Annotated in this window: 26 protein-coding genes and 2 pseudogenes; 12 read left to right on the top strand and 16 right to left on the bottom strand. The window is 66.6% G+C overall.

Annotation, left to right across the window (positions count from 1 at the left end; genetic code table 11):
* The first annotated feature begins 113 nt into the window (after positions 1–113).
* Complete coding sequence (locus OC490_RS28950) at positions 114–1,157, top strand: serine hydrolase domain-containing protein (RefSeq protein ID WP_262060983.1); 1,044 nt, start codon at positions 114–116, stop codon at positions 1,155–1,157.
* A 24-nt stretch (positions 1,158–1,181) separates the two neighbouring features.
* On the opposite strand, the pseudogene OC490_RS28945 reads toward OC490_RS28950, so the two are convergent.
* Together OC490_RS28945 and OC490_RS28940 are read right to left on the bottom strand one after the other, a co-directional pair.
* Positions 1,182–1,916: pseudogene (locus tag OC490_RS28945) on the bottom strand (NAD(P)/FAD-dependent oxidoreductase); the annotation flags it as partial.
* Positions 1,913–2,326: an arsenate reductase ArsC gene (locus tag OC490_RS28940; RefSeq protein ID WP_262060943.1), complete on the bottom strand. Its 414-nt coding sequence runs from the start codon at positions 2,324–2,326 to the stop codon at positions 1,913–1,915. The gene OC490_RS28940 and the pseudogene OC490_RS28945, both read right to left, overlap by 4 nt.
* A 103-nt stretch (positions 2,327–2,429) precedes the next feature.
* Here OC490_RS28940 and OC490_RS28935 point away from each other — a divergent pair, with 103 nt between their 5' ends.
* The 3 genes from OC490_RS28935 to OC490_RS28925 are packed head-to-tail and all read left to right on the top strand — an operon-like array spanning position 2,430 to position 4,883.
* A complete protein-coding gene (locus OC490_RS28935; RefSeq protein WP_262060942.1) occupies positions 2,430–2,738 on the top strand; it encodes an ArsR/SmtB family transcription factor in 309 nt (102 codons plus the stop codon).
* Positions 2,735–3,517 (top strand): aquaporin, encoded by a 783-nt coding sequence (locus tag OC490_RS28930; RefSeq protein WP_262060941.1) that lies wholly within the window; start codon positions 2,735–2,737, stop codon positions 3,515–3,517. The genes OC490_RS28935 and OC490_RS28930 overlap by 4 nt, the downstream gene beginning before the upstream one ends.
* A gap of 58 nt (positions 3,518–3,575) precedes the next feature.
* Positions 3,576–4,883: a hypothetical protein gene (locus tag OC490_RS28925; RefSeq protein ID WP_262060940.1), complete on the top strand. Its 1,308-nt coding sequence runs from the start codon at positions 3,576–3,578 to the stop codon at positions 4,881–4,883.
* A 16-nt stretch (positions 4,884–4,899) separates the two neighbouring features.
* Here OC490_RS28925 and OC490_RS28920 read toward each other — a convergent pair.
* Positions 4,900–5,136 (bottom strand): annotated as a pseudogene (locus OC490_RS28920) (N-acetyltransferase family protein); the annotation flags it as partial.
* 46 nt (positions 5,137–5,182) lie between these two features.
* Positions 5,183–5,560: an ArsR/SmtB family transcription factor gene (locus tag OC490_RS28915; RefSeq protein WP_262060939.1), complete on the bottom strand. Its 378-nt coding sequence runs from the start codon at positions 5,558–5,560 to the stop codon at positions 5,183–5,185.
* A 146-nt stretch (positions 5,561–5,706) separates the two neighbouring features.
* On the opposite strand from OC490_RS28915, the gene OC490_RS28910 reads away from it, so the two are divergent.
* From OC490_RS28910 to OC490_RS28900, 3 genes are read left to right on the top strand one after another with little or no spacing between them, the layout of a single operon-like run.
* Entirely contained in the window at positions 5,707–7,071 is a 1,365-nt protein-coding gene (locus OC490_RS28910; RefSeq protein WP_262060938.1) for an NAD(P)-binding domain-containing protein, read from the top strand.
* 28 nt (positions 7,072–7,099) lie between these two features.
* Positions 7,100–7,513 (top strand): ArsI/CadI family heavy metal resistance metalloenzyme, encoded by a 414-nt coding sequence (locus tag OC490_RS28905; RefSeq protein WP_262060937.1) that lies wholly within the window; start codon positions 7,100–7,102, stop codon positions 7,511–7,513.
* Positions 7,514–7,520: 7 nt separating this feature from the next.
* Complete coding sequence (locus OC490_RS28900; RefSeq protein WP_262060936.1) at positions 7,521–8,738, top strand: MFS transporter; 1,218 nt, start codon at positions 7,521–7,523, stop codon at positions 8,736–8,738.
* A 527-nt stretch (positions 8,739–9,265) separates the two neighbouring features.
* Here OC490_RS28900 and OC490_RS28895 read toward each other — a convergent pair.
* The 11 genes from OC490_RS28895 to OC490_RS28845 all read right to left on the bottom strand — a co-directional run bounded on the left by OC490_RS28895 (position 9,266) and on the right by OC490_RS28845 (position 16,491).
* The gene (locus OC490_RS28895) at positions 9,266–10,516 is read right to left on the bottom strand and encodes a tyrosine-type recombinase/integrase (protein WP_262060935.1); all 1,251 of its coding nucleotides are present in this window, start codon (positions 10,514–10,516) and stop codon (positions 9,266–9,268) included.
* Positions 10,517–10,526: 10 nt separating this feature from the next.
* Positions 10,527–10,760, bottom strand: a complete 234-nt coding sequence (locus tag OC490_RS28890; RefSeq protein WP_262060934.1) for an excisionase family DNA-binding protein — start codon at positions 10,758–10,760, stop codon at positions 10,527–10,529.
* Positions 10,753–12,057, bottom strand: a complete 1,305-nt coding sequence (locus OC490_RS28885; RefSeq protein ID WP_262060982.1) for a replication initiator — start codon at positions 12,055–12,057, stop codon at positions 10,753–10,755. The genes OC490_RS28890 and OC490_RS28885 overlap by 8 nt, the downstream gene beginning before the upstream one ends.
* A 152-nt stretch (positions 12,058–12,209) precedes the next feature.
* The gene (locus OC490_RS28880) at positions 12,210–12,455 is read right to left on the bottom strand and encodes a SpdD protein (protein ID WP_262060933.1); all 246 of its coding nucleotides are present in this window, start codon (positions 12,453–12,455) and stop codon (positions 12,210–12,212) included.
* A 25-nt stretch (positions 12,456–12,480) separates the two neighbouring features.
* A complete protein-coding gene (locus tag OC490_RS28875; protein WP_262060932.1) occupies positions 12,481–12,675 on the bottom strand; it encodes a hypothetical protein in 195 nt (64 codons plus the stop codon).
* A 16-nt stretch (positions 12,676–12,691) separates the two neighbouring features.
* Positions 12,692–12,883, bottom strand: a complete 192-nt coding sequence (locus OC490_RS28870; protein ID WP_262060931.1) for a mobile element transfer protein — start codon at positions 12,881–12,883, stop codon at positions 12,692–12,694.
* A gap of 2 nt (positions 12,884–12,885) precedes the next feature.
* Positions 12,886–13,068: a hypothetical protein gene (locus OC490_RS28865; RefSeq protein ID WP_262060930.1), complete on the bottom strand. Its 183-nt coding sequence runs from the start codon at positions 13,066–13,068 to the stop codon at positions 12,886–12,888.
* Between the two features lie 3 nt (positions 13,069–13,071).
* Entirely contained in the window at positions 13,072–13,713 is a 642-nt protein-coding gene (locus tag OC490_RS28860) for a DUF2637 domain-containing protein (RefSeq protein WP_262060929.1), read from the bottom strand.
* An 82-nt stretch (positions 13,714–13,795) separates the two neighbouring features.
* Complete coding sequence (locus OC490_RS28855) at positions 13,796–15,178, bottom strand: FtsK/SpoIIIE domain-containing protein (protein WP_262060928.1); 1,383 nt, start codon at positions 15,176–15,178, stop codon at positions 13,796–13,798.
* The gene (locus OC490_RS28850; protein WP_262060927.1) at positions 15,178–15,534 is read right to left on the bottom strand and encodes a hypothetical protein; all 357 of its coding nucleotides are present in this window, start codon (positions 15,532–15,534) and stop codon (positions 15,178–15,180) included. Before OC490_RS28850 ends, OC490_RS28855 begins: the two co-directional genes overlap by 1 nt.
* A gap of 168 nt (positions 15,535–15,702) precedes the next feature.
* Entirely contained in the window at positions 15,703–16,491 is a 789-nt protein-coding gene (locus OC490_RS28845) for a GntR family transcriptional regulator (RefSeq protein WP_262060926.1), read from the bottom strand.
* A 110-nt stretch (positions 16,492–16,601) separates the two neighbouring features.
* Here OC490_RS28845 and OC490_RS28840 point away from each other — a divergent pair, with 110 nt between their 5' ends.
* The 4 genes from OC490_RS28840 to OC490_RS28825 all read left to right on the top strand — a co-directional run bounded on the left by OC490_RS28840 (position 16,602) and on the right by OC490_RS28825 (position 18,576).
* On the top strand, positions 16,602–17,009 hold the full coding sequence (locus OC490_RS28840; RefSeq protein ID WP_262060981.1) for an NUDIX hydrolase: 408 nt from the start codon (positions 16,602–16,604) through the stop codon (positions 17,007–17,009).
* Between the two features lie 46 nt (positions 17,010–17,055).
* Complete coding sequence (locus tag OC490_RS28835) at positions 17,056–17,484, top strand: ATP-binding protein (protein WP_262060925.1); 429 nt, start codon at positions 17,056–17,058, stop codon at positions 17,482–17,484.
* Positions 17,478–17,861, top strand: a complete 384-nt coding sequence (locus tag OC490_RS28830) for a hypothetical protein (RefSeq protein ID WP_262060924.1) — start codon at positions 17,478–17,480, stop codon at positions 17,859–17,861. The genes OC490_RS28835 and OC490_RS28830 overlap by 7 nt, the downstream gene beginning before the upstream one ends.
* 97 nt (positions 17,862–17,958) lie before the next feature.
* Positions 17,959–18,576: a hypothetical protein gene (locus OC490_RS28825; protein ID WP_262060923.1), complete on the top strand. Its 618-nt coding sequence runs from the start codon at positions 17,959–17,961 to the stop codon at positions 18,574–18,576.
* A gap of 174 nt (positions 18,577–18,750) precedes the next feature.
* Here the strand turns inward: OC490_RS28825 and OC490_RS28820 are convergent, their stop codons facing one another.
* Complete coding sequence (locus tag OC490_RS28820; RefSeq protein ID WP_262060922.1) at positions 18,751–20,454, bottom strand: PIN-like domain-containing protein; 1,704 nt, start codon at positions 20,452–20,454, stop codon at positions 18,751–18,753.
* Positions 20,455–21,460: 1,006 nt separating this feature from the next.
* Here OC490_RS28820 and OC490_RS28815 point away from each other — a divergent pair.
* Positions 21,461–22,699, top strand: a complete 1,239-nt coding sequence (locus OC490_RS28815) for a type II toxin-antitoxin system death-on-curing family toxin (protein ID WP_262060921.1) — start codon at positions 21,461–21,463, stop codon at positions 22,697–22,699.
* The last annotated feature ends 373 nt before the right edge of the window (positions 22,700–23,072 follow it).

Raw genomic sequence — 23,072 nt, 5'->3', positions numbered from 1 at the left:
CCGGAAACCGGGCCATCCGGCGGGGCGAGGGCAGCCCCGCACGCCGTTCCTCCACTCATCCCACCCGCGTCACTACGCTGACCGGCGGGATGCCCACTGCGAACAGGGAGACCATGACGTACCGCACCGACCGCATCGAACAGCTCCTGAGCGAAGGCGTCCGCGACAAGGTCTACCCCGGCGCTGTATGGGCCGTCGGAGACGCCGCCGGAACTCACGTCCATGGCACCGCAGGTGTCCTCGACCCCGAGCAACCGGACGTGCCGATGCGGCCCGACACCGTCTTCGACGCTGCCAGCCTCACCAAGATCCTCGCTGTGTGGTCCTCCATCGGCTCCCTCTGGGAGGAAGGCAAGCTCGACCTCGACTCTCCCCTCGGTACCTTCTGGCCCGAGGTCGAAGGCCACGCGCTCGGATCGGCAACCGCCCGCCAGTTGCTGACCCACATGGCGGGCGTCCCCCTGCGGGCCCAGCTCAGAAACCTCTACGGCACGGACCCGCAGGACATCCGCGACGGCGTACTGAGGGAAGCACTACACCGACAGCCCGGAGAGGCCGTCGAATACACCGATCGGGCCGCCCTCATCCTCGGCTACCTCGCCGAACACCTCTCGGGCCAGCGCCTCGACCGGCTCGCCACGGAACGGACCTGGCAGCCGCTCGCCATGAACACCACCCGATTCGGACCCCTGCCCTCCGAGATCGCCGCACGGTGTGCACCGACCGAACTCGACGAGGACACCGGCATTCACCTCAAAGGCGTCGCCCACGACTTCTCCGCGCGGCTCCTTGGCGGCGTGTGCGGCATCGCCGGCGCCTTCACCGTCCTCGACGACCTCGCCGCTTTCCTGCGATACATGCTGAGCGACACTTCCGCATCTGAGCAGGTTGGCTTCGGTCCAGCCTGGGCAACCGAATCGCTGACGATCCAGACTGGTGGACTGGAGCCCCTACGCGGCCTGTTCTGGCACCCAGCTCCTGGTACCAAGTCGACCCAGGATGTCTGGGTGCACTACGGCTTCACCGGAACCGGCATGTGGATCTCGCCCGACCAGGGGCGCTGGGCCGTACTGCTGACCAACAAGCTCTACTACACCCGCGACCGCCAGCCCCTCACCGAGATCCGCAACGCCTTCCGTGAACTCGCCTTCGGCTGAGTCGGCGGCCAGACTTACGCCGCCGACGAACAGGCCGGTGGCCGGGAGTTCGGAGGTCTTGCCGGTGACGGTGTCGCGCAGGACGAGCCCGGCGAGCTTGCCGCCGTCCTCGCGGATTTCGGCGACCTCGCTGTTCCAGGCGAAGGAGATCTTCGGGTCCGCGAGGGCGCGGTCCTGCATGGTCTTGGAGGCCCGCAGGGTATCGCGGCGGTGGACGATCGTCACGGACTTGGCGAACCGGGAGAGGAAGGTGGCTTCCTCCATCGCCGTGTCGCCGCCGCCAACCACCAGGATGTCGTGCTCGCGGAAGAAGAAGCCGTCGCAGGTCGCGCAGTACGAGACTCCCCGGCCGGAGAGCGCGTCCTCGCCGGGCAAGCCCAGCATGCGGTGCTGCGAGCCGGTCGCCACGATGACGGCCTTGGCGCGGTGGACCGTACCCGCGCTGTCGGTGACGGTCTTGACCGTGCCGGTGAGGTCGACCTCGACGATGTCATCTGGGACGAGTTCGGCGCCGAAGCGGTCGGCCTGGGCCCGCATGTTGTCCATCAGGTCCGGGCCCATGATGCCGTCGCGGAAGCCGGGGAAGTTCTCCACCTCGGTCGTCTGCACCAGCGCGCCGCCCGCGGTGACCGCGCCCTCGAAGACCAGCGGCTTCAGCGAGGCGCGGGCGGTGTAGAGGGCGGCCGTGTACCCGGCGGGGCCGGAGCCGATGACGATGACGTTGCGTACGTCCGCAGTCGTGTCCGTCGCCGTGCTCATGCCTGCGGCTCCGGCGCCATCTCCTTGATCAGGCCCTCGACCAGCACCTTGATCTCGTCCCGGATCGGACGGACGGCCTCGACGCCCTGGCCCGCCGGGTCCTCCAGGTCCCAGTCCAGGTACCGCTTGCCAGGGAAGACGGGGCAGGTGTCGCCGCAGCCCATGGTGATGCAGACGTCGGACTCCTTCACCGCGTCCACGGTGAGCATCTTCGGGACCTCGGCGGAGATGTCGATGCCGACCTCGGCCATGGCCTCGACGGCGGCCGGGTTGACGTTGGCGCCCGGGTTGGAGCCGGCGGAGCGGACCTCGACGCGGTCCCCGGCCAGGTGGGTCAGCCACGCGGCGGCCATCTGGGAACGGCCGGCATTGTGGACGCAGACGAACAGCACGGAGGGCTTGTCGGACATCAGAGGTCTCTCTCTTGTCTCACGACGGGATCAGGCAGCATCAGGCGCGATTGACATCAGCACCTGATGGTGTCAGCCACCACTGATATGAAAGTATCAGTCCATGCTGACGTCAGTCGACACTGATCTGATCCGGGTTCTGGCCGACCCGCTCAGGCTCCAGATCGTGACCCTGCTCGCCAAAGAGACGCTGTGCACCACCCACCTCGTGGAGGAGACCGGTGCCAAGCAGACCAACCTCTCCAACCATATGAAGGTGCTGCGCGAGGCCGGGGTCGTCGAGACGGAACCGTGCGGCCGGTACACGTACTACCGGCTCAAGCCCGACGTCCTCGCGTCACTCGCCGGCCAGTTCGCCGAGCTGGCCGAGTCCGCGCGCGCCGCCGCCGAGAACAAGAGGGCCTGCCCATGACCGCCGCCGAAGCCGCCCCGACCGCGCAGTCCGCGACACCCGCTCCGGCACCCGGCACCGTCGGGTCCGCGCCGGGTGCCACTCCGCCGCGTACTCCCCTGGTCGCCCGGGCCGCCGCCGAACTCATAGGCACCGCCCTGCTGGTGGCGGTCGTGGTCGGCTCCGGCATCCAGGCCACCGAACTCACCAAGGACGTCGGCCTGCAGCTGCTCGCCAACTCCACGGCCACCGTCTTCGGCCTCGGCATCCTGATCCTCCTGCTCGGCCCGGTCTCCGGTGCCCACTTCAACCCGGTCGTCACCCTGGCCGAGTGGTGGACCGCGCGACGCGGCGGCGCCGGGGTCACCCTGCGCGAGGTGGCCGTCTATCTGCCCGCGCAGATCGTCGGCGCCATCGCGGGCGCGATCCTGGCGGACGCGATGTTCGCCGAGCCGCTGGTGAAGTGGTCCACGCACGACCGTTCGTCGGGGCACTTGTTGCTCGGTGAGGTGGTCGCGACGGCCGGTCTGGTCCTGCTGATCTTCGGCCTGGCACGCGCCGACCGGCTCCAGTTCGCGCCCGTGGCCGTCGCCTCCTACATCGGCGCCGCGTACTGGTTCACCTCGTCGACGTCCTTCGCAAACCCGGCGGTGACCATCGGCCGCGCCTTCACCGACACCTTCGCGGGCATCGCGCCGGGCTCGGTCCTGGGGTTCATCGGCATGCAACTCGTCGGTGCCGTGGTCGGGTTGGCGCTGGTGGCGGTCATCTTCATGTCGGGTCGGAAAGCCGCCGAGTGACACGTACTACGAGAAAAGGGCAGGCGTCGGCTGCCGTACGTTGCGTCTAATAGAGGACGTGACTGATCAGGCTTCTCCCGCGTTGTGGCGGTTCATCCAGGACGACGACCCCGACGCGTTCACGCTCATCGTGGAGACCGCGAACGGGCAGTACGTGCGGCGCATACGTCCGGCGCTGCCCCTGCCGTCCGGCGTGGAGCACGGCACAGGTGCCGAGGTGGCGGCGCACACCGCCGCCGCCACCTGGGGACTGTCCGACTTCGTCTTCCAGCCCGCCTACGCGAGCAAGGGCTCCGGGCGACGCGAGCTCGGTGACAGGCTGCTGCTCGCCGGTGGACGCGGAGCGGTGATCCAGGTCAAGGCACGCACGATCCGGCCCAAGGACGCGGACAGCGAGGTGGCCTGGATCCAGAAGGTGGCGACCAAGGCCGTGCGCCAAGCCAAGGGCACCGTACGCCAGTTGCGGTTGCTGCCCGCCAACATGACCAACGGCCGTGATCGCACGCTGTCCGTCGACGGCAACGCCTACGAGTGGATCGGGGTCTTCCTGCTGGACCACGAGCAGATACCCGAGGGCACGATCTGCTCGCTGGAGCCGATCGGCATCCCCATGGTCGCCCTGACCCGGCGGGACTGGGACTTCCTCTTCGACCAACTGCGCTCCACCACCGCCGTCCTGGACTACCTCTTCCGCGCCGCCGCCGAACCTCCCGTAGCCCTGGGCGAAGAGCCCGTGCGGTACTACGAGTTCGCCGCGGCCGACGCCGCTGCACCTCCCGGCCCCCTCAACCCTGCGGTCGCCGCACTCGGCGGAACCTCCTACTCCACCCCGCTGCTCCCGCAGGCCCCGGTGGGGTCGGACCACGCGCACCGGGTCATGCGCATCATCATGGAGGACGTCGCCACCAGCGCCATCCGAACGCAGATCAGCGAGCCCAACAGGCAGCTCCTCCTCTCCGACCTGGACAAGCTGCCGGTCGGATCGCGCGCCGAGTGGGGACAACTGCTGCTGGACATGCTGGCCGACGTACGCGAGGTGCCCGACGGCGAGACCAAGTGGCGCTGGCGCCGCTCCATCGACCCGTACGGCACCCGCCAGCTCATCTTCGGATGCACCGCGCGCTTCGGCCCCGAGGTGGAAGCCGCCTTCAAGTCGTACGTACTGCTGCGCCATCACCAGCTCCACCAGCAGACCGGCCTGGCCGAACAAAGCTCCACCCTCGGCGTGCTGCTCACCCCGCGCCCCGATGGCAACAAGCCCTGGGACACCACCCTGGTGCGCACCGAGGGCAACAACGACCTGAGTTCCGAAGAGGTGGAGCGGTACACGCAGCTCTGGAACCCCCAGCCTGCCGAAGCTGCCTAAGCGCGGTCTCCGGCGTTCAGTTGATGGTGGGACTGCGGTGCTCGATGAGCACGGCGTCCCGCCAGCGGCCGTGATGCCGACCCAGGCGTTCGCACGTGCCGATGCCGCGGAAGCCGCCACGCTGGTGCAGCGCGACGGTGGCGGTGTTCTCGGGGAAGATCCCGGACCGAATGGTCCGGATCCCGGCGGCCTCGGTGGAGTCGATCAACGCCTTGCGGAGCGCGGAGGCCACTCCGCGCCCGCGAGCGCCGGGGGGCGACGTACCGCGACGGTGCGCCCCTCTCGGTTGCCGGTCGCCTTCAGGCCGAGGTTGGCACAATGGTCAGCAGTTTGCCCATCGCGGCCAGGACGGACGGCTCGACGCGGTAGTAGACCCAGGTGGCGCGCCGCTCGGAGGTGAGCAACCCGGCCTCCTTGAGCTTCTTCAGATGATGGGAGACGGTCGGCTGCGACACGCCGACGTCGGAGATGTCGCACACGCAAGCCTCGCCGCCCTCGTGCGAGGCAACCAGGGAGAACAGCCGCAGCCGCACCGGATCACCGAGCGCCTTGAACATCCGCGCGGCCGTCTCGGCCTCCCCAGCTGTGAAGGGGCGCTCGGTCAGCGGAGGACAGCACGGTGCCACGGCCTCGGAGACCTCGGGCTCCAGCAGCGGCAGCACCTTCGTATTCGACATGCATCTATGTTGACATACGTCGAACCAGCCTGGCGAGGGTTCACCATCCACCCAGATTCGATGGATGTCTATGTTGACGCTTATCGATTCAGGTGTCATTCTGGCCGAGCAGAACATCGACAAACGTCGAAGTAAAGGGGAACCCAGTGAACGCGCTCACCACCGACCATCTGCCCGTTGTGGTCATCGGCGCCGGCCCCATCGGCCTGGCCGCCGCCGCCCACCTCGTCGAGCGCGGCATCGAACCCCTGGTCCTGGAAACCGGCCCGGCCGCCGGGAGCGCCGTACGCGAGTGGTCGCACGTCCGCCTGTTCTCCACCTGGGGCGAGGTCACCGACCCGGCCGCCGAGAAGCTCCTCGCCCCGACCGGCTGGGTGCGTCCCGACGCCTCCACCTACCCGACCGGCGGCGACTGGGCCGAGCGCTACCTCCAGCCCCTGGCCGACGTACTCGGTGACAAGGTCCGCTACGGCACGACGGTGACCGGGGTAGCCCGAGCCGGCCGCGACCGCCTCGTCGACGCCGGCCGCGATGAGCAGCCCTTCACCGTGCACCTCCAGTCCACCGACGGCCGCGAGGAGCGGATCACCGCCCGCGCCGTCATCGACGCCTCCGGCACCTGGTCCACCCCCAGCCCGCTGGGCGCGGACGGCCTGCCCACCCTCGGCGAGAAGACGGCCGTCAGCCGCATCTCCTACCGCGTCCCGGACCTCAAGGACCCGGCCGTACGCGCCCGTTACGCGGGCAAGCGCACGGCCGTCGTCGGTTCCGGTGCCTCCGCCTTCACCGCCCTGGCCCTCCTCGCCGACCTGGCCAAGGACGAGGACGGCACGCACGCGGTGTGGATCCTGCGCCGTGGCATCGGCTCGAACACGTTCGGTGGCGGCGACGCCGACCAGCTCCCCGCCCGCGGGGCGCTGGGCCTGCGAGCCAAGGCAGCAGTCGAAGCGGGCCACGCGAGCGCGGTCACGGGATTCCGTACACAGGCTGTGGAACACGACGGCGACCAGCTCGTCCTCGTCGCCGAGGACGACCGCCGCCTCGACCCGGTCGACGAGGTCATCGTCCTGACCGGCTTCCGCCCCGACCTGTCCTTCCTCTCCGAACTCCGCCTCGGCCTCGACGAACGCCTCCAGGCCCCGACCGCCCTGGCTCCGCTCATCGACCCGAACGTCCACTCCTGCGGCACGGTCTACCCGCACGGCGTGAACGAGCTCTCCCACCCGGAACAGGGCGTCTACCTGGTCGGCATGAAGTCCTACGGCCGCGCCCCCACCTTCCTCGCGATGACCGGCTACGAGCAGGTCCGCTCCATCACCGCCGCCCTCGCCGGAGACCAAGAGGCCGCCGAACGCGTCGAGTTGACCCTCCCGGACACGGGTGTGTGCGGCGGCGCGGGCCTGTTCGACGAGCCGGAGAACGCCGAGCAGTCCGGCGGCGGATGCTGCGCCGCCCCGTCCACCCTCCAGATCGGCATCGGCGCCCCTTCCTCCACCGCCGGTGGCTGCTGAACTCCCCACCCACCCCAGGAGGTTCGCCATGACGTCCCGCGTACAGCTCGCCCTCCGCGTCCCCGACCTCGCCGAGTCCATCGCCTTCTACACGAAGCTCTTCGGCATCGAGCCCGCCAAACTCCGCGACGGCTACGCCAACTTCGCCATCGCCGAGCCCTCGCTCAAGCTCGTCCTCATCGAAGGCACCGCAGGCGAGGCGACCCGCATGGACCACCTCGGCGTCGAGGTCGACAGCACCGAGGCCGTGGTCGCCGCCGCCACCCGGCTGAGCGAGGCCGGCCTGACCACGGCCGAGGAGAACGACACCACCTGCTGCTACGCCCTCCAGGACAAGGTCTGGGTCCACGGCCCCGGCCAGGAACCCTGGGAGGTGTACGTCGTCAAGGCCGACGCCGACACCGGCTCGAAGGAACCGGCCATCGCGGACGGCTGCTGCTGACCCGCCGATGACCACCCTTCGCGCCGACGAGGCCGTGACCGGAACGGGAGACCGGTCACGGCCTCGCGCCGCGTTACCCGCCCTGTGCGCCACCCAGATCACCAGCTGGGGAATCGTCTACTACGCCTTCCCCGTCCTCAATCCGCAGATCACCGCAGCCACGGGCTGGTCGGCCACCTCCACCACCGCCGCCTTCTCGGGCGCACTCCTCGTCTCCGCCGTCACCGGCATACCCGTCGGCCGCATCATCGACCGCCGAGGCCCGCGCGCCGTGATGACCACCGGCTCCGCCCTGGGCGTCGTCGCCGTGCTGGCCATCGCCTACGCGCCCAACCTGATCACCTTCACCGCCGCCTGGCTGCTGGCCGGCGTGGCCATGGCCACCACCTTCTACCAGCCCGCCTTCGCCGCCCTCACCCGCTGGTGGGGAAGCGACCGCGTCCGCGCCCTCACCATCGTCACCCTCGCCGGTGGACTGGCCTCCACCGCCTTCGCCCCGCTGACCGCCACCCTCGCCGAGCACCTGAGCTGGCGCAGCACGTACGCCGTCCTCGCGCTGCTCCTGGCCCTCGTCACCATCCCCGCCCACGCCCTCGCGCTCCGGGCACCGTGGCCACCCGCACCGGCGCCACCCTCCCAACAGGACAGCTCCAGCGGGCCGGTGACCCGCAGCCGCCCCTTCCTGATGCTCGCCACCGCCCTCACGCTGAACAGCTTCGCCATGTACGCCGTCGTCATTGCCCTCGTGCCCCTGCTGATCGCACGCGGCGCCAGCCCCACCGCCGCCGCCTGGGCCCTCGGCCTGGGCGGCGCAGGACAAACCCTCGGCCGCACCCTGTACGCGACCCTCGCCCGCCGCACCGGCGTCACCACCCGCACCGTCACACTGATCGCCCTCGGCGGGACCACCACCGCCGCATTCGCGATGGTCTCCGGCCCCTTCCCCCTGCTCGTGGGCATCGCGATCGCAGCCGGCATGGTGCGCGGCAACCTCACCCTGCTCCAGGCCACCGCCGTCACCGACCGCTGGGGAACCACCCACTACGGACGCCTCTCGGGGCTCCTGGCCGCGCCTGCCACCATCGCATCCGCCCTAGCTCCATTCGCGGGAGCCGCGCTAGCAGGACCGCTCGGCGGCTATCCCGGCCTGTTCATCGCGCTTGCGTTGGCTTCCGCCGCAGCAGCCCTCTTCGCCCTGGGAAGTGATCCGAACCGTCACAGCTAGCGTTGTGACGACTCGGGAAGCAGAACAGGGCAAGAAGGAGCGAAGGTGCCCCTGGCCCGCCGGAATGGCTCCGGATCAGCTTGCTGAATTCATGCAGTGCTGGATCTTCTTCAGGGTGTCCAGGCTGAGGACTGTGCCGGGTTGGAAGCCTGCCGGGAGGACCTTCGCCACGTAGCCCAAGAACGCCTGGGACAGAGGAGTCGCCGGTTCAGGCTCGAACTCGCCACGGCCAGCTGCCATCCACCTCTCAACCGGCGAGACCCTGACCGAACACCGTGGTCTCAATCCTGGTCTCATTCACCCACGTCCGGGACCGTTCAACGGCCCACCGGCCGGCCTCTCCGCCGCAGGTCAGAACGCGCCCGTCCCTCCCCGTACCCCCAGACGAACATTTGGAAAGCGTGTTGGGGGCAACCCCTCACGAGTTCGAATCTCGTATCCTCCGCCAGTGCCTCACCGGGCACGATGTCGAAGGGCCCCACCGTTCGCGGTGGGGCCCTTCGTCGTTGTCCGTCTCAGTTTCCGTCTCAGTTTGTCTCTGAGTCCGTTTTCGGGAGCTCCCAAAGGGCGTCGCCAACTTGCTGGGCGACTTTGCGAAGCATGGTCCCCGTCACGTGCATGTACCGAGCGCGCATCCGGGCCGCTCCCCCGGGCTCCCAACCCATGATCGAGTCGATCACGACGTCAGGGACCCCCAGGATCAGGAGAACGGTCGCGGCGGTGTGGCGAGCGTCGTGGAGACGGCCGTTGCGCACGCCCGCGTCCCTGAGGAGTCGCTTCCAGGTGTGGAAGTCGGTGTTGGGGCTGAGAGGGCCGCCGATCGGCGAGGCGAAGACGTACCCCTTGCCTTCCCAGTCGGTGCCGGCCGCGATCCGCTCCCGCTCCTGGGCCTCCTGGTGCTGGCGGAGAATCTTGATCAGCGGGTCGGGAAGGCCGATGGTGCGTCGGCCCGCGCGTGACTTGGTGGACTTGTGCTCGCGCCGGGTCTGCTCCCGCTTGGGGCAGTAACCGGCTTTCCGGCCACACGGGTTGGCGCCGCAGCCGTGCGCGTACTTGGGGCGGAGCCGGTTCTTGCGAATACGGACGTATCCCGAGGCGAGGTCGACATCTTCCCAGTGCAGGCCAAGAGCCTCACCCTGCCGGAGGCCGAGCGCCAAGGCGACGACCCACCGCGCGCTGTTGCGGAGCTTGGCCGCTTCGACGAGCAGGCTCTGAACCTCCTCGATCGTGAACGGCTCGATGTCCTCCTCTTCGAGTCGAGGCGCCTTGGCGATCTCGGCCGCGTTGGTGGGCACGTGTCCGCGCCGTACTGCCTCGCTGAGGGCGGTACGGACGGTGCGGTGCACGTGGTGGGCGGTGCCGGCCGCGCTGCCGTTGCTCTGCATCTTTTGGTAGAAGCGCTCCAGGTGCTCGGGCTCCAGCCGATCGAGTCGGTGGGCGCCGAGGCCCGGGACCAGGTGGACACGTACGTCCACCTCGTACCCGGCGTACGTGTTCTCGGAGACGTACGGCTTGGCGATGTTCTCGACCCAGTGCTCAAGCCAGGCCTGGACGGTCCAGCCCTTGCCCGGCTTCCGGAGCTTCTTGTCGTCGCGGGCCCGTTCCAACTCGCGGACCGCCTTGGTCACTTCGGCTTTCGTCTTCCGCTCGACGTGGCGGCGGTCAGGCTTGCCGTCATCGCGGACGCCGACCGTCACGCGGCCGTGCCATTTGCCGTCCTTGCCGAGGTAGATGGACGAGGCGCCGTTGGGCTGGCGAGTGCGTTTGGTCTCTGCCATGTCGCCCACCTCAGGCCGCTACGGAGGGACGGCGGCGGAGTTGGGTGACGTAGGCGGGCAGCGCCTCAGCCGGAACTCGGCGTAGGCGGCCGACCGTGACCGATTCGATCTCGCCCGCGAGCACGAGCTTGAAGCAGGTTGTACGGCCGATACGGAGTCGCCGTGCCGCCTCTTCGACGGTCAGCAGGACCAAGGACGGGTCGGCCAGTTCCGGGACAGCGGTCAGGGCTCGCGGCTCAGCCACGGGTGGGCTCTCCTTCCGTTCCGAGGGCGGGTTCGAGGGTCTCGGCTAGCCAGGCTTCGGTGGACGAGAGGCCGGTTCCGGCAAAGACCCAGTGGGCGAGGACGTATGTCGTGTTGGTGTGGGGTTCTGTTGGCGTGGGGGTCGCTTGGGCGCGGCGCCATTCGGCTCGGGCGTCGCGGAGGGCGCCGAGGGTGGTGGAGTAGCGGCGGGATTTGGTGGAGAAGTGGCCGCGGAAGCCGAGCATGTGGGCCCAGGCGCGCAGGCGGAGGTGTTCGAGGTCCTTGCGGGCGCCGAGGGTCCAGGCAGTGCGGATGAGGCGGCGGGCGTGGTCGCTGATGTCGAGGTGGGCGAGTTCGGCGGCGAACTTGAGCGGGCGGTCGAGAGCTCCCGTCGCGGTTTCGGCGCCCTTGGTGGCGTACTTGGCGATGTAGGCGGCGACGGCTCGTTCGGTGAGTTCCTGGCCGTCGTTGAAGTCGGCGGATCGGATGGTGCGGACGTCGAGTTGGCGGCCGAAGGTGAAGGTGTGGGCGCGGCCGTCGATGGTTGGGCCGTCGACTTGGACTTTGGCGGTCGCGGTGCGGATGGCGTCGGTGAGCAGGTCGGCGGTGGCCCAGGGCGGGGGTGGGGTGTCGCCGCCGGTGGGGCCGTCGATGCGGATGACTGCGTGGAAGTGGACGGCTCCTCGCTTCTGGTACTCGGCGACCTTGGCGAAGGACACGCGCGCGTGGTCGCGGAAGCGGCGTTGGGAGAGGCCTGCGCGCTTGGCGACCTCTCGGCGCAGGTAGGTGGAGAAGCGGCGCCAGAGGGGACCGGCGTGTGCGTTCCAGAGGACGGCGGCTTCGTAGTCGTAGGTGTCCGGGTTGAGTGGGGTGCCGAGGGTGTCGTCGTCCTGGGCGTGGGGGGTGCCACAGCGGCATGGGCGGCCGTCAGTGCGGCGATTGTGGACCGGGCCGAAGCCGGGGGCGGTGAAGGTGGCGAAGACGCGGGGGTGGGTGGCGACGTGTTCGGAGGTGCCCTTGCCGCCGCGCAGGCCGGAGGTGATCAGGTGGAAGGTGTCGCGGCGGTAGACCTCGGAGCAGGCCGCGCAGCGAGTGGTGCGGCGGTTGTTGCAGCGGACGAGGAGTTGGCCGGCCGGGAGCGTCGAGGAATCGAGGTGGTGGAGGACCGTGCCGATCTCGCCGGTTGTGGTGTTGACGTCGTATTCGGTGCGGTGGCCGTCGAGGCGGATGGGGTTGGTGCAGCCGCCGAGGCCGGAGAGCTGGCGGAGGATACCCGGGAGGGTGCCTTGCGCGGCCAGGTTCGCTAGTTCGGGGAGTGGGGCCGGGGTGGGGCGGGTGAAGATGGCTTGCTCCTTCTGGCTGGCTCGGTCAGGAGAGACGGGCCCCGGGGCGGCGAAATGCTTGGTCGTGTGCCGCCGCCCCGGAGGCCAGGGGTCGTTCCGGGAGTCGTTCAGCGCCGGTGGTGGTCGCGGAGCATCGAGCGCAGGACCACGGCGGCGATGGCCACGGAGATGGCTGTTACGGCGACGGCGGCCAGGAGCGCGGTGAGGACGACTCCGCCGACGATCAGGGCGACGACCGTGTTGCGGTCGACGGCGACCGGCGGGAGCGAGCGCCGTGCGGGCATCGGGTCGGCCGGGGTGTGGGTGTGTGCGGGCGGCGGGGTCGGGTTGTCGGGGTACTTGGGCAGGAACACGACGAACCCTCTCTCATCTACTCGTCTAGTCATGTGAGCCGTTTACGACACCCACGCCGGAGCGCGTGCCGGACTCGATGGCGGGGGCGAGGAAGGTGTGCGAGAGCCAGAAGCCGAACAGGGCGACCAGCACGACGATCCAGGTACGGACACCGAGGAACTTGACCGCTCCCCAGGCGAAGAAGCCGAGGACGACGACGAGCGGCAGGCTGACGGTCACGGGGTGGAACTCCCTTTCAGCGGACGGGGCAGCGGTGGGTGTGCGCGGCCAACTCGGCGGCGGCGCGGCTGTCGTAGTCGTGCGAGGCGCCGCAGCGTGGCGCGGTGCAGGCGGCGGTGTGCTTCTCCTGGCCCCGGTCGTCGTAGGACGTGGCGACCTGGACGGGGCCGATGCGGATGACGTTGCGGAAGCGGCGGTTGGCGGTCATCGTCAGTCCTCCTCTCGGCGGTTCGGGGCGGGGAACTCGGCGAGGATGCGGGCAGCTTGGGCCGGGTCCGAGGTCCGGTCGGCAGCTTCCTCGGCGAGGAGCCGGGCCAGTGCCCATCGGTTGCTGCGGGCCATCTCGCGGGCCGCGTCGAGGTAGTCGGCGGCGGTGTTGAAGGTGAGGGGCACGGGTCAACTTCCTGTCGGTGTGAGGTGGGCGGCGATGGCTTCGGCCATGGGTGCGGGGACGCCGAGGCGGGCGCGGAGGGTCGGGGTGTCGATGGGGGTGCCGGTGCGGGTGTGGTGCTCGGCGGCGACTTTGCGGGCGTGCTCGATCAGGGCGGCCGGGACCGGCACGGCGGGGCGCTCGGGTGGTGCCTCGATGGCAGCCGGTTGCGCGGGCGTCTGAGGCGGGGGTTCGGGTGCCTCCTCTTGGACGTCGACGACCTCAATGTCGGTGGGTGCTGGGGGCGTTGTGGTGTGGGCGAGGAGGGTCCCGCCGAGGAAGGCGACGGCGGGCCAGCCCGCGACGAGGATGCGCAGCCAGGCGGGGACGTCGCCGAGGTCGAGCAGGCCGGCGGTGGCGACGTTCGCGCCGAGGGATGCGGTCAGCGCGATGACGAACCAGCACCAGCCGGAGGCCTTCGCCTCGCCGGTCCGCAGTCGGCGCCAGGCGGCGACGAGGAGCAGGTCGACGCTGATGGGGTAGGCCCACGCTTTCCACCCGTCCTGTCCAGCCGCCGAGGCGATGTCGTGCAGGTGGGCGAAGGAGAGGGCGGCGGCGATGAGTGCTTGGACGAGCACCGCGTCGACGCGGGCCAGTTGGGCGCGCATGATGCGGCTCCTTCCGGGTTCGGGCATGGGAGGGGTAGGGACCTGGCGCGAGGCGGTCACGCCAAACCGGGGTCGGAAAAGGTCAGTTGGTTGCCGGGCGCGGCTGGACGTTGGGGCCCGGGGCCTTGACCGGTTGCGCGGGTGCGTACGGCTGGAAACGCTTGAGCGCGGGCAGGTCGGGGACCAGGTGCGCGGAGTCGCGGCAGATTTCAGCGGCGTCGCCAAGGGACAGGTACGGGGTGCGGATGCGGGACCAGCCACCGGAGGTATCCCCCGCTACGGCCAGGCCGGGGCGTTCGGGGGCGATGGCGCAGGCGGCGCCGACGGCTTCGGGGGCGATGTCGCCGAGTGCCATTTTGGCGGAGGCTTCGTCGTTGACGCGGTGACAGACACGGCCGGTGAGCTGGGCGCGGAGCATGGTGGCGCCCTTGCCGAGTTCGGCGCCGAAGCGCTGCCCGCAGACCTCCAGGTAGATGCCGGCGGCGCGGCCGAGCTGAGCGAGCCGGATGAGCTGGGTGACCATCTCGTCACGCCGTTCCTCGTCCTTGCGGGTGGCGACGAGGAAGAGTTCGGCAACCTCGTCAACGAACAGCACGATCGGGACCGGGCGTTCGCGTTCGGGCAGGCCCCAGATGTCTGAAGTGATCTCCTCGTCGGGGGGGTTGGGGGCGACGCCCTGTCGGGACTTGATCAGGTCGTAGCGTTCCTCCATCTCGTCGATGAGCGCGGGCAGCAGGTCGGCCGCCTGGTCCGGGTCGGTGGCCAGGGCCGAGAGCCGGGCAGCGAACGGGGACAGTTCCACGCCCCGCTTGCAGTCGATGCCGACCAGGGCGACCGGCTGTCGGGCGAGTCCGGCGACCAGGTGGCGCAGGTACATGGACTTGCCGGACAGGGTTGCGCCGAGGGTGAGTTGATGCGGAACGGTGCGGTAGTCGCGTACGAACGGGGTGGCGTCCTCCCGCAGAGCGACCGGCACTTTCAGGAGGCCGGACGGGAGTTTGCGGGTGCGGGGCATGCGGACCCGGCGCAGTACGTCGTAGCCGACGAGCCGGAGTTCGACGACGCCGGGCTTGAGGGTGGTGACGTAGACGGCGTGAACTCCCCAGGCGTGCCGCAGCCGTTCGGCGGAGGCGGCGACGTCGGCGGGTTCCTGGCCCGGGGCGAGCCGCAGACGTATCCGCAAGCCGGTCGTGGTGGGTCGGATGATGCCCCGGCGCGGCGGTACGGGGCGGACCTCGCGGCGGGTGGTGGCTTTGACGGCGAGGATGCGCAGCCGGGACGGGGCGACGGTCAGGCCGCAGGCCTCCATGACCGAGCCGTACGAGCTGAGCAGGCGGGTTGTGGATATCGGCAGGCCGATCGTGGACCAGTACGCGGCCGGGTGCTTGGCCCGGGTGTAGGCGGCCCCGCCACCGATCGCGGCGAGGGGACCACCCGCCTCCAGGAGCGTCGTCAGGTCGGTCATCAGGCGGCAGCCCCGGCGACGGCCGGGAACGCGGCCGGGGTGACGGCGGCGGCGCGGAAGGCGATGCCGTGGCGCTGCTGCCCGTTGAACACGCTCTCCCACGGCCGGGCGACGAGCCCCGGGAGCGAGACCGGGGCGCCGAGCGCCAGCCCCTCGGACACCCCGCCCTCGGGGACGGTGACCTTGATGAGGGACGACTCGCCCTCCTCGATGTAGACGACGCCGAGCGTCATCAGCGCCTCGCCGCTGACGGCGTCCTTGGCGATCTCGCCGGTCTGACGGTCGCGGACCTTCGGCTCCGGGGCCTCGGTCAGCAGGATCGTCGCGGCGGCGGTCTCAACACGGATGGTACGCAAGGAAGTTTCCCTATCTACTCATCTATACAAGCAGCGACCCGCGAACCCGATCTCCGGGTTCGTGCGGACCACCCTGCCACACAACTTGCCCACTCGTCTATACGAGTATGCACGTTGGGGTGTACGAGTTCGGGAAGCGTCCCCCGCGCACCACCGCCCATCACGCGATCAGGTCGCCGGAAGCTGGTACGACAGCACGTAGGCGTCCGCCGCCATGACCGTGTCGCAGACCTCTACGGCCCGCCCTTCCGTGTCGTACGCGGTGCGGATGAGGTGGATCACGGGCACGCCGGAGGCCAGCCGGAGCGTCTTCACCTCGGTGGGCGAGGGCATCCGGGCGCGGATCTCCTCCTCGAAGTGGTCGAGATGGTGGCCGAGTTCTTCGAGGCGGGCATAGATGCCGCCGGGGCCCGGGTTGGGTTCGGCGATCTGCGTACCGCGCGCGATGTCGAGCGGGAGGTAGGAGGTGGCGAACTCGACCGGCTTCCCGTCGAGGAGGTAGCGGCGCCGACGGGCGAGCACGCGCCGTACGGAACCGAGCCGGGTGGAGATGTCCTGGCTGGCCTTCTCCTCCTTGACCTCCAGGCTGTCGACCTGGGGGTGACTGCCGGCGGCATCCGCTTCGACGATGAACGCGGACTTGCCCTGCTCGCGGTGGCGGCGGGCAAAGCGGTCGGAGGCGAGCCGCCGTACGGGCGGGCGGGGCCGTACGAAGACGCCCTTGCCGTGCTCCGCATGCACCAGGCCCTCACCCTGGAGGACGGAGAAGGAGTTGCGGACGGTCATCCGGGAAACGCCGTAGTGCTCGACGAGGTCAGCTTCGGAGGGCAGCTTGTCACCCTCGTGGAATCGCCCACGATCGATCGCCTCACGCAGTTGGTCGGCGATCTGCCGGAAGACCGCACGATCACTCGTGGGGTCGAGATCACCGAGCAGGCCGGAACGGAAAGGACTCACGTCGAGTACTCCTTTAGGTATCTAGACGAGTGGGCGAGTGTTGTTGCTACGGTGGAGAGCCTAGCCAGCCGGGAGGGCCGAGGAACGTGAGCACTGAGCGTCCGCACTCCGTGAGCGTCGCCGGAGTCATCGTCGACGACCACGGCCGCGCCCTCCTGATCAAGCGCCGCGACAACGGCAAGTGGGAACCCCCGGGTGGCGTCGTCGAGCGAGACGAAACCCTCCCCGAGGCCCTCCAACGCGAAGTCCTCGAAGAAACCGGCATCAAGATCGCACTCCCCGCGACCCTCACCGGCGTCTACAAGAACATGACCGGACTGATCGTCTCCCTGGTCTTCCGCTGCCAGGCCGCCGACGGCACACCCACCACCGGGGACGAGACCCGCGCACTGCGCTGGGCCACCCGCGAAGAAGTATCCGAACTCGCCGACGAGGCATACGCGATCCGCGTCCTGGACGCACTCGACGCGGCATCCCCGCCGGCCATCCGCGCCCACGACGGCATCAAACTCGTCTAGCCCGAACCCGCTGCACATGGCGGCCTACCAGCACGAAGGAACTTGTATGCACGAGTATACGAGCACTGCGCGGGTCTGGGGACTCACTTGCCCAGGTTTCCCCGAAGAGGTCAGCCGGGCGCGGCGCTGGACCCGCGACATCCTGCGCGGCTCACCGTTGGCAGAGGACGCCGAGCTGATCGTGAGCGAGCTGAGCGCAAACGCGATCCTCCACACGGCCAGCGGCCGGGAGGCCGGCAGCTTCCATCTGGCACTTGCGGTGTCGTCGCAGGTGGTCGCCCTGTCGGTGACGGATGGCGGGGGCGCCGGTACGGCTCCGAAGGTCGAGCACCAGGACCAGGACGCGGAGCACGGCCGGGGACTGGGCATGGTCAGCGCGATTGCGCACCGCGTCGTGGTCCACGACAGCGACGGCGGCCACACCGTCACCGCGGAACTCTTCACGGACGTACGACGAGGAGGGCACCCGTGCTGAGGGTCACGACCAGGAGCGGGTTCTGGTGCGAGTGCTGGACGGAAGGGTTGGACGAGCGGTTGCCGCCGACCCTGTTCGGTTCCTTCGACGCGTACTCGGAGCGCGAGGCGGACATCTGGGTGTCGACGATCCTCCGCACCATCTCACCGGCCCTCGACACGGATGCTTCTCAAGAAGCGTGGGAGCGGCTGTACGACCACCGCATCGACACGAGACGAGCCCTCTTGCGCAGGGAACCGTGGGCGGTATCCGTCACCCACCTCACCACACGCATCACATGGACAGTCCGACCGGCACTCTTCCTGCCGCTCGCACACCGCCAAGGCGCCGAACTCACAACCTGCGCATACGACTTCAAGCCGCACTCCGCACTCTGAAGCGGTCGCCTGGGTACCTCTTCGGCTGCCGAAGCGTCCCGCCGTGACATAGCGGGTATTGAGGACGCGCGCTCGTCGCACGTACAGGAGGGCAACGATGACCATTCTGATCTCGGTCCTTGCAGTGCTCGTCTCACTAGGCTCCTTAACCATCGCCTACGCATCCAGCCGACGCTCCCACATGCCCGTCCTGCAGTTCATGTGGGAGAGCGGGCAAGGCGGCTCTGGGGAGCCCAAGTGGTGGCTCGTCAACGTAGGAACGGGTCCGGCGACCAACATCGTTGTTGCCCAGGCCGTCAGGACCGGTCTCAAACGAGGCCTCAACAGCGAGGTCTGGTTCAACCCAGTGCTCGTGCCGTCAATCCCTGCCAGCGAAAAGCTGGCCCTGACGTGGCTCGGCGGAACCATGGGGTTGGACTGCGGTCTGGGCGCCAGCTACACCGACGTTGACCGATACTTCTACACCACCAAGTGCGGAGACGACGTCTCGATGTTCTTCACCGGATTGCATCTCCCACGCTGGCCGCTCTTGAAGCTACACGGGAGCAAGGCCGTCAAAACGTGGTGGGGCGTGGAAGACCTCTCCGGCCCACAGTGGTCCTCGGTCAGCGCCATCCACTTCACGCGACGCTGGTGGCTACCTTCACGATTCGGGCTCTCCCGCCGCCTCGGAGGATGGGCTGACCCCGTGCTCTCGTACCGGCCCAGTGAGTAACAGAAGTCAATCCCAGCCCCACGCAACCGACTGAGTTACAACTTTCTCTACTGGTTCAAGGCGGCTCGCTTCGCTCCCCGCGCGCGGCCCGGCCCCCGGCCGAGCCTGCACTCCTGTCTCCGCCCCGCTCCAGCCCGGCCGGCGCCCGGGCCGCGCACACATCGATGATCCGCCTCAAAGCATCGATCTCAACAGAGCACGCACCACGAGGTGATCATCGTCCGAATTTCTCCACTGCACAACTTCCATATAGCGGCGCCCTCCCAACGTGACTGGACTTTCACCAATGGCGGAGGCGTTGAAGGCTTGCACAGTCTCCACAAGAGGCGCATTCGTCACCACGAGTAGAGAGGTCACGTTATCCGGCAACGAAGAGAGCCGCTCCCGCTGCAGATCAAGCGCCTTTGCGCCGAATGACCCGCTCGAATAATACTTAACCTGGATTGCAACGAACGATTCCGGCCGCGAACGATTCGCAACACGGAAGCTGTAACTTTGGTCAACCAAAAGATCAGCAGATGTCATCTCGAACCCAGCAACTCGAATGAGGTCAATAATCGATTTCTCAAACCGCAGCCCTTGCGCTTGAGGAGTGGCCGTCACAGCCAGAGTCTCGATGAGATTTCTTGCGGCAGATACGAACGAAAGCGCACCTTCTTGCGTTAGATCCGATTCCCCCGTGTGTGCGATGCGATTACGAATCTGATTCAACTCTTTGGCGGAGCGTGCCAGTTCTTGAGAAATTAGACCTTGCTGTGCCATTTCTCCGATCATCTGCATCGCAGTTGTCCGGCGATGCTGCAATGGGTCGTCTGGGAGCGTCCTACGGAGCGCCTTTTCAACTTCAACCCATGTACTGACAACAGCATGGGCGCTATTTGATTCCGCCAGTCGTTCTAGATGTCGAAATAGCTCATCGGATTCAGACTGAGCATTTACCATCTCCACATTTTGCACCGAGTCTTCGCTGACGGCGACCTGCAGGAAGTCTCGGGCGTAAGTGAGCAGTCGATCTGGCTTCAGCATGTATAGCCGGACACCGGCCTCGCGGAGCAGCTCCTCGGTTAGCTCATTCCGAGGCCCCAAAGGTATGCGGTTTCGAGTGCGCCACCAATCTTCCTTTGTGTCTCCTGTTACCAAAAGAACATCTTTGGCTCTTAGCTTAGCCTCATGGATCAATTGAAGCCACACGAGGTAGTCTCCCACCTCCGTATCATCGCCTCGCGATTGTTTCTTCTTATCTTTATAGCCAGGTGGGACTTCTTTCTCAATGCGCCGCTTTCCTTCAACTACGGCAACGTCATGATCCTTCGCATCGAGAGGTCCGCCAATTTTCCCTTGCAGCAAGGCAGTAAGGTTGGCCACTACTGCATCTTTTGACGTATCCGCCTCCATCTCAATTCCGCTACTATCAACCACGACTTCCATGGCGCCGATTACGTCTTCAAGCGCACTCGTCAGCTTTGATTCAAGCTGGATGGCGCTTGCCCGATCCAAGGACACACGGTTTACCCAATGACGCAGATCAGAAATTGGCTTCTCTAGGCCGGACCTCAGAGCTGAAATAGATTGCTGAAGCTGTCTTTCTGGATCTTCAAGAGCACTCTCACGGTTACGCCAAAATTCATCCATGACTTGATGCGGCACCCAAAGGCGCGCCTCGAATTTCTGCAGTGTGGCCAACAGAGAGCTCCGCGCGTCCTGATTGTATCGATAGAGGTTCAATAGAACATTCGTATCGACAACTATCAGTCCGTCACTCAGGACATTTTTCCAGTCATCTTCAGTAGGGGTTGTGTAGCCGGAAAACCCATCAAAGATTCCGCGTTCGAGCGGTTCACCAGAACTCGGTACATCACTCGTCTCTTCGTCTGTCACGACGGCAGCGTAGCGCCAAGGTCGCCAACAAGGCAGGGCATCGCAGACTTCCGCAGTAGATGGCTATGGCTGGATGGAGCTGTCAACTCCCGGCCTCCACAAGGGCACTTCGAAACAAGAAGCCGAGGCTCGTGTCACTCATGTGCCAGATACAGCGGAGACTCAGGGGAGCAGCAAGAACTAGGCAATGGATGCGCCGAGGTGGGAACGCCGGTCCGTCGTAGATCAACCCACCAGCTACCCATGGATAGCTGAGTTTCCCAAGCTGAAGGCTCCGGCGCAGTCGTCACGGGCCGGCCGCCGCGGCTTACCGTGGTCGACGACAAGCCCGATAGCGTGGCTGAGGCCGGTAACGGTGTAGCGAGACACACGCGCGCCTGACCGGTCGGCGCATCCACCGTCGTGGCTGACTTTCGTCGGCTGAGGTACAGACTGATCACATCGAAGGTGTCTGTCGTGAGTCGAGCGCGACCCTGCACCCGGCAAGGCTGGGCCGTCCGAGGCCGCTCAACGGTGGCCAATGATGACCGCCGACGACCACCAGGCGCACGGGTCCATAGAGGGGGTGCAGCTCTTGGAGCGGCACCCCCTCCGCCGGTTTTCAAGACTGTCGGCTGGATGGCCGCACCTCAACCGCACCAGATCGAGCGGGGAGCAACGGGGAACCACGGTGAAGGTGGCAGAGTCCGACAAGACCGCATCACGACCATTCGCCCAGGTCAACGCCCGAGCCGACCGCAAATGCTCGCAGCTTCCCAAGCTGAGAGTGCGAGTTCGATTCTCGTCACCGCTCCATGACAAAGGCCCAGGTCAGCGACCCAGGGGTCTGCGATGTCCATACGCTCAGTCTGCAATAAACTGATGCCGATATATACCTTTTTTCGTATTCACTCTCATCCGTCGAGGGTTGGGCATTACGGCTCGGCTCGCACCAACCCCAACTTGGATGAGGCTTGCCAATGATCAATTTCTCCAAGCCTCGCGCAGAGGGCCCCTCAGTCGTAATATGACCTTGAAGGTCAAAAGAATCATGTATGAGGAGTCCTTGTTGTCCAAGGTGAAGACCATTAGAGAACTGGCCGACGAAGCTGGACTTGACTACGATCTCGCACTTGTAACCCTATGGGACGCGGGTTATGGGTCGCTAGAAGACATTGATGACACGATACCTGTACGCGATATGTCTGGTGCGTGCTCAACGCTCGGGGTAGTCACAGCTAAGAAGATGCAGTGTCTAGCATACTGGGTACAGGCTTGGGAGGTGACGGAACAAGAAGCGCGTGAGCGTCTGCTGAAATATGGAATTTCCGTATCTACAGATGCGCGCATGCTACCTAAAGGCGCCCTCAAAAAACTAAGAAGGGCGGGAGCTTTCTCCCCGGTCCTTACTTCTCCTACTCCCACGTCAAGCAAGCAGACAGACGAACCAGAATTCGTCTGGCAGACGGTCGGTCGAGAGCGAGAGGCCGAGTTGCTTTCGTCTGCAGACATTCACAGCATCCACGACGCTCTTGTGGAGGATTTCAGAGTTTCTAAGGACCCAATTGATCCACCCGGAGTGCGAGACAATAACCTTCTGGAATCTGCTGCGTTTCGCCCTGGCACCTCTCTGGGCGGTGAGCGTAAATACTCGACCGTCGAACTGGCTGGTGCGGCATTGCTGCACTCAATTATCCACAACCATCCATTTCATAATGGAAACAAGCGTACCGCTCTCGTCTCGGCCCTAGCCTTCCTAGACCGGAATAATGTGCTTCTCACTTGCACAGAGCGCGACTTGTTCAAGTTGGTTTTGAAGGTAGCTCAACACCGTCTTGTGCCAACTGGCTGGAGTTCAGTCGCCGATCGAGAAGTTCAAGAAATTGCTCGATGGGTCCTGAAAAATAGTCGGCAAATACAGCATGGAGACCGCCTACTGAAATGGCGCGAACTCCGTCGAATCCTTTCTCGATTTGACTGTCAGATCGGCTCTCCAATGCCTGGAAATAGGATCAAGGTACAGCGTACGGTTCAAGCGAAAGGCTTGTTCGGTCTCTCAAAAGTGAGAACTTACGGCGCTACAGTCGGGTACCGCAGCGACGGCCACGAAGTAGACGCAACCCTTCTGAAGCACCTGCGTAAAGAGCTCCGACTAGACGACGAACACGGTGTCGACTCCGCCTGTTTCTATGGGAGCGACCCTCGCGAACCTGATGAATTTATCACTCAATATCGAACGCTTTTGAAGCGACTGGCAAAATTGTGACGGCGAACTTTGACGGAACTTGGGCGCAAGACCGACCCAATAGGCTTCTATGCATGTTTATCCGAGATTTCCCACGGGTCGTACCAGAGTCACGCTTGTCTTCCATTGGGGTGCACCGAATGATCAGTGAGGGCCCATTATTTCCGAGTGCGGAAAGCCGTGACGTCCGACAGCATGCTGTCCTCCAAACTGGTTAAAAATGTGCCTGCCGACCGTCCGCTGTTCTATTCACCTGGGACAAGAAAACGGATGTTGCCCTCGAAGTCGATCCCAAGCGCGGTACCCACCGCCCGGTCACGGCCTACTGCGAAACTTCTCCCACCTTGAGCAGACCGACCAAGTGGTCGCTTCCATCCTGGGAGGCGGCTGGAGG

The organism is Streptomyces sp. STR69 (assembly GCF_024519455.1).
GTDB lineage: Bacteria > Actinomycetota > Actinomycetes > Streptomycetales > Streptomycetaceae > Streptomyces.
The sequence above is the reverse complement of the archived record's forward strand: the minus strand, read 5'-3'. Positions and strand labels throughout refer to the sequence as shown.

What these genes read in the sequence shown, in the direction of transcription:
- OC490_RS28900 (WP_262060936.1), top strand. Translation starts at nt 7,521, where the DNA reads ATGACCACCCTTCGCGCCGACGAGGCCGTGACCGGAACGGGAGACCGG.
- OC490_RS28950 (WP_262060983.1), top strand. Translation starts at nt 114, where the DNA reads ATGACGTACCGCACCGACCGCATCGAACAGCTCCTGAGCGAAGGCGTC.
- OC490_RS28860 (WP_262060929.1), bottom strand. Translation starts at nt 13,713, where the DNA reads ATGCGCGCCCAACTGGCCCGCGTCGACGCGGTGCTCGTCCAAGCACTC.
- OC490_RS28855 (WP_262060928.1), bottom strand. Translation starts at nt 15,178, where the DNA reads ATGACCGACCTGACGACGCTCCTGGAGGCGGGTGGTCCCCTCGCCGCG.
- OC490_RS28905 (WP_262060937.1), top strand. Translation starts at nt 7,100, where the DNA reads ATGACGTCCCGCGTACAGCTCGCCCTCCGCGTCCCCGACCTCGCCGAG.
- OC490_RS28835 (WP_262060925.1), top strand. Translation starts at nt 17,056, where the DNA reads ATGCACGAGTATACGAGCACTGCGCGGGTCTGGGGACTCACTTGCCCA.
- OC490_RS28940 (WP_262060943.1), bottom strand. Translation starts at nt 2,326, where the DNA reads ATGTCCGACAAGCCCTCCGTGCTGTTCGTCTGCGTCCACAATGCCGGC.
- OC490_RS28825 (WP_262060923.1), top strand. Translation starts at nt 17,959, where the DNA reads ATGACCATTCTGATCTCGGTCCTTGCAGTGCTCGTCTCACTAGGCTCC.
- OC490_RS28930 (WP_262060941.1), top strand. Translation starts at nt 2,735, where the DNA reads ATGACCGCCGCCGAAGCCGCCCCGACCGCGCAGTCCGCGACACCCGCT.
- OC490_RS28915 (WP_262060939.1), bottom strand. Translation starts at nt 5,560, where the DNA reads ATGTCGAATACGAAGGTGCTGCCGCTGCTGGAGCCCGAGGTCTCCGAG.
- OC490_RS28870 (WP_262060931.1), bottom strand. Translation starts at nt 12,883, where the DNA reads ATGACCGCCAACCGCCGCTTCCGCAACGTCATCCGCATCGGCCCCGTC.
- OC490_RS28895 (WP_262060935.1), bottom strand. Translation starts at nt 10,516, where the DNA reads ATGGCAGAGACCAAACGCACTCGCCAGCCCAACGGCGCCTCGTCCATC.
- OC490_RS28815 (WP_262060921.1), top strand. Translation starts at nt 21,461, where the DNA reads ATGACCTTGAAGGTCAAAAGAATCATGTATGAGGAGTCCTTGTTGTCC.
- OC490_RS28935 (WP_262060942.1), top strand. Translation starts at nt 2,430, where the DNA reads ATGCTGACGTCAGTCGACACTGATCTGATCCGGGTTCTGGCCGACCCG.